Annotated in this window: 6 protein-coding genes; all 6 read right to left on the reverse strand. The window is 31.7% G+C overall.

Translation table 11 applies throughout. The annotated features are described in order from the left end of the window. Positions 1 to 48: 48 nt before the first annotated feature. Positions 49 to 936, reverse strand: a complete 888-nt coding sequence (locus ACP5FO_RS08500; protein WP_428157386.1) for a sulfite exporter TauE/SafE family protein — start codon at positions 934 to 936, stop codon at positions 49 to 51. A 78-nt stretch (positions 937 to 1,014) separates the two neighbouring features. Further along, on the reverse strand, positions 1,015 to 1,506 hold the full coding sequence (locus ACP5FO_RS08505; protein WP_428110833.1) for a hypothetical protein: 492 nt from the start codon (positions 1,504 to 1,506) through the stop codon (positions 1,015 to 1,017). Next, a complete protein-coding gene (locus ACP5FO_RS08510) occupies positions 1,503 to 2,567 on the reverse strand; it encodes a prepilin-type N-terminal cleavage/methylation domain-containing protein (RefSeq protein WP_428110832.1) in 1,065 nt (354 codons plus the stop codon). The genes ACP5FO_RS08505 and ACP5FO_RS08510 overlap by 4 nt, the downstream gene beginning before the upstream one ends. Beyond that, entirely contained in the window at positions 2,564 to 2,947 is a 384-nt protein-coding gene (locus ACP5FO_RS08515) for a prepilin-type N-terminal cleavage/methylation domain-containing protein (RefSeq protein WP_025391979.1), read from the reverse strand. Before ACP5FO_RS08515 ends, ACP5FO_RS08510 begins: the two co-directional genes overlap by 4 nt. Then, the gene (locus tag ACP5FO_RS08520) at positions 2,928 to 3,383 is read right to left on the reverse strand and encodes a pilus assembly FimT family protein (protein WP_428104128.1); all 456 of its coding nucleotides are present in this window, start codon (positions 3,381 to 3,383) and stop codon (positions 2,928 to 2,930) included. Before ACP5FO_RS08520 ends, ACP5FO_RS08515 begins: the two co-directional genes overlap by 20 nt. Next, positions 3,368 to 3,767: hypothetical protein (locus ACP5FO_RS08525; protein ID WP_428110830.1), on the reverse strand; the 400-nt coding region annotated here is incomplete at its 5' end. The genes ACP5FO_RS08525 and ACP5FO_RS08520, both read right to left, overlap by 16 nt.

The following is a 3,767-nucleotide window of genomic DNA, read 5'->3' on the forward strand; positions in this document are numbered from 1 at the left end:
TTGCTAACAGCATTGGCAAAACAGATGAATTTGATTATTTGATAAGGTTTAGGTAGTCTTATATAGTCTTTTATATTTGATTGTTTCTATTAAAAATGTAGAAAGCCCAATGCCCACCACTACCGCGATTACCAGGAAAAAGCCAATATTTAGATTATGCAAATTGTGAACTTTAATTGGTGTTACTATATTAAATGACAATAATTTTGGGTCACTCAAACCCAGAATGCCCGATAATGCAAACATAAAACCGCCAAGGATAAGTGTTCTTGCGGCAGTTAGCTTAGCTATATGTTGACTTACATTTTCTGGAAGACTCAATCTTTTTCCCATAATACCAAAAAAAGCACCTGCTAAAATTTGAACTGTAGTTGTTCCAAGCCCAAATACAAAACCAGGTAACCAGGCAACATAAGCGTTTGGCATAGAAGGAGCAAGTACTGTATATAAAATTAAAGCAAATGCGCCAAAACCCCATCCGGCAATAAAGCCGTGAACTATAGCCATTTTGTAGGTGGTTTTTTTGTGTTTTTCGTCAATATATTTACCAGATAATGCTTCCTGATGGTGTGTTTTATCTATTTTATCAAAGTGTATATGGAATACATTATTAAATCTAAAAACATACAAACCGCCAAACACCATTGCACTTCCAACAATCACATACACTATATAATCAATGTATGGTTTTGACATAAAACTTATTAAAGAAAAATAAGCAAGTTCACTTGCAAGCGCGCGTTGCACACTAAATGCTAAAGAAAAAGCTAAACCAATTAAAAAACCTTTTTTGGCAGAGTAACTACCTATTGAATAGCTAAAAGTAATTGGCCAAGTATGCTCATCAGGTGTAATACCATGAACAATACCCAATAAATAAGCCAAAACCAGTGTCATCAACACACTTGCTTGAGCATGAACATTAAATAAATCCATAAGCACCCCCTTTTTGCAAATTATAAATATAATACCTACTAATTATATTGTCAAATTTGATAAAATTTTTATATAATTTTATCTTGAAATTTTATAGACAAAAGCAATATTTGAACTTTCATTTTTATTATTGAATGCATGAATTTTTACCGTGTAAAAATAGGTATCTAAAGCATTATTTTTTTCTGGCAATATCACTTGGGTTAAGACTATTGTAGCATAAACTTTGTAAGATCCAAGTTGCATAATAATATCTGGATTTGCATTCGAACAGTTCCAGTTACTCCAGGCAATGCTAGGTTTTTCTAATTTTATAGTCATACATGTTGGATTAGGAATTGTATAATAATCTGGTGGCAAATCAGGCGTTGAAGAATCAAATTTAAGCATGGATATAACAATATTGCTAGCACCTTTTGCCGCATCCTGAGCAGTCTTATACTCTGAACTCATACCAGAAATTTTTGTGCTTCCTAAAATTAGCCAAAGCATTAAACCAACTAAAATTAATGCAAGTGCACTTATGAATATGACGATAATCAAAGCAATGCCGTTTTGGTTTTTTCTCATTGATTTTGACCTATATTCATTGGTTTTATAGTCATTTTTATAACTTTCCACTCGTAATGCGAATCAATGCCAGATGGTTTAAAATTATACAGTGTCCCTACATCGCCATCACCAACAGGTATATTATTTGTGCTAATTATACTGTTTGAATATTTACTTGATTGTTTTAATATAAAAACTTTTATTAACTGTGTCTGACTATTTATTGTATTTGGAGTTAAATTGCTTGTTGAGCTATACCAATTATTACCTATTTTACTTTCTACAAAAAAAGCTTTTACACAGTCTAAAAGTGGCATTAGCGTATTTGATCCGTTGTTCTGGCTTATCACAGAACGATAAAGTTCATAGGTATTCGGATCACAAAAACTTGGTATATTATCTTGACTTAAAAAATAATCTACCCTGTTAAATGGCATACGAGGCTGCACAGTGGAGTCAATACCATAGATTAAATAAATTTGAGATTGATTTAAGTTTAAATTATTTATAGAATTTGCAAAATCAGAAAAATTGAAATAAAAATTGCCATTTGGATTTTCTAACAATGTTTTGTTTGAATCCATAACTATACAATAGTCGTTATCATTAGAAGAAAAATTACTTAATGAATTATCTGGGTTGTAATCAATATCCCAATTGTTTGTATTTGTATTGTAATAAGCAATAGCCCATTTTTGTGAAGCACTATTTATATCAGCAATTGAAGATCTTATCACTAAATAAGAAGAGTTTGGTTGCGTTTGTGAATTTTGTCCGATGTTATACGCGCTAGCTGGTAAAGTATTATAATTGTAGGCACTTGCTGTAGAATTTGTTGCTTCATGAAAATTTAGCGGAGTTTCTATAGGACCAGATAAAGGCAAACCATAACCAGACATAGAAATATCATATTGCAATAGAGAAGTACCAGACAACGTGGAAATTTGAGTGCTGCTTATACTGGATTGGAATAAAGAACCTTTCATAATTTTAATATATGTAAAATAGCCAATTGCTAAAACTATCATTGTGATAAATAAAGCAACTAAAATCTCTATTAATGTAAATCCTTTTTTCATAAATGCACCGCTGTTGTTTGAGTATGGTAATAAGTCTGACCTTTATAAACCCAGCTTACTGTTACGGTATATAAAATAACTTCATTTTGAGGTTCTATTGATGGTGATACACTTACAGTGTAGTTTTGAGAAAAATTATTAATTGGTACAGTCACAGTTTTAGTAAATGGTGTTGTTATAGGATTATTATTAGCATTATTTAAAATTTCATCCACTTGAGATTGAGCAACCCTTAGTGCCTGGTTTCTCAGTGCATTTTGCATATTTAAATTTATTGATAAATCCAAGCTATACAAAAGCCCTAAAATTACAATAAGCAAAATAAATAAAGCTACTATTGCTTCTATTATAGTAAATGCTTTATTCTTTACAGTTGCCATTAATCCACCTGCCAGTGCTTATTTTTGCAAATTCAATTTTAAAACAATTTGGGTTTGCATTATTTTGTTCATTAACAAAACAATTTACACTACCTTTAGCTATACCAAATGCATTTAGAGTAATTAGCGTTGTATTGTCAGAACACGATATAGGATACTTAAAATTATCTTGCACTATAAGCACTGGATTTGTTTGATTCGTTAGAGCTTTTATCTGATTTTGAGTTATATTTATATTTATAGGTATTTGATGTGCTACACCGTAAAATTTTGCATAATTGATGTCTGCATAAAGCTTGTTAATTTGTTTTTGTATATTATAGTCTTTTATATAGCGATCAAAATTTGGTATTGCTATAGCCAAAACGATAGCAAGGATTGCTATAACCAGCACTACTTCAAGGAGAGTAAATGCTCTGTTTACTCTTTTTTCCATTGTATAATAATCCCTGCTTGACCACTAAAAGGCGCAACAAATGTTGTTGATGTTTCTGGCGATACACCTTGTTGCCATGCAGTTGTAGGGTTGTTTTTTGTAAATGTAGTATTTGGATTTATTTGTGTTACAGCTCCTGTAGAAGTTTGCAAAAGCAAGGTACCATTTACATTATTTACAACATAACCAGAACAAGAATTATCCAAAGCAGCAGCACCTGTTGCACAGTTTAAACCCCATATGCGTGTCCTGCCACCAAAACCGCATAAGTTGCTTGTGGGCTCTGTAGTAGTAAAAAATACAACATTTTGGCCCGTAACAGTTGGATCTGATATATCCCGCTCTTTTAAATAGCCATTAGTCTCAGAGTTATCAAGACTTATC

The organism is Desulfurella sp. (assembly GCF_049977265.1).
In the GTDB taxonomy this organism is placed as follows: domain Bacteria; phylum Campylobacterota_A; class Desulfurellia; order Desulfurellales; family Desulfurellaceae; genus Desulfurella.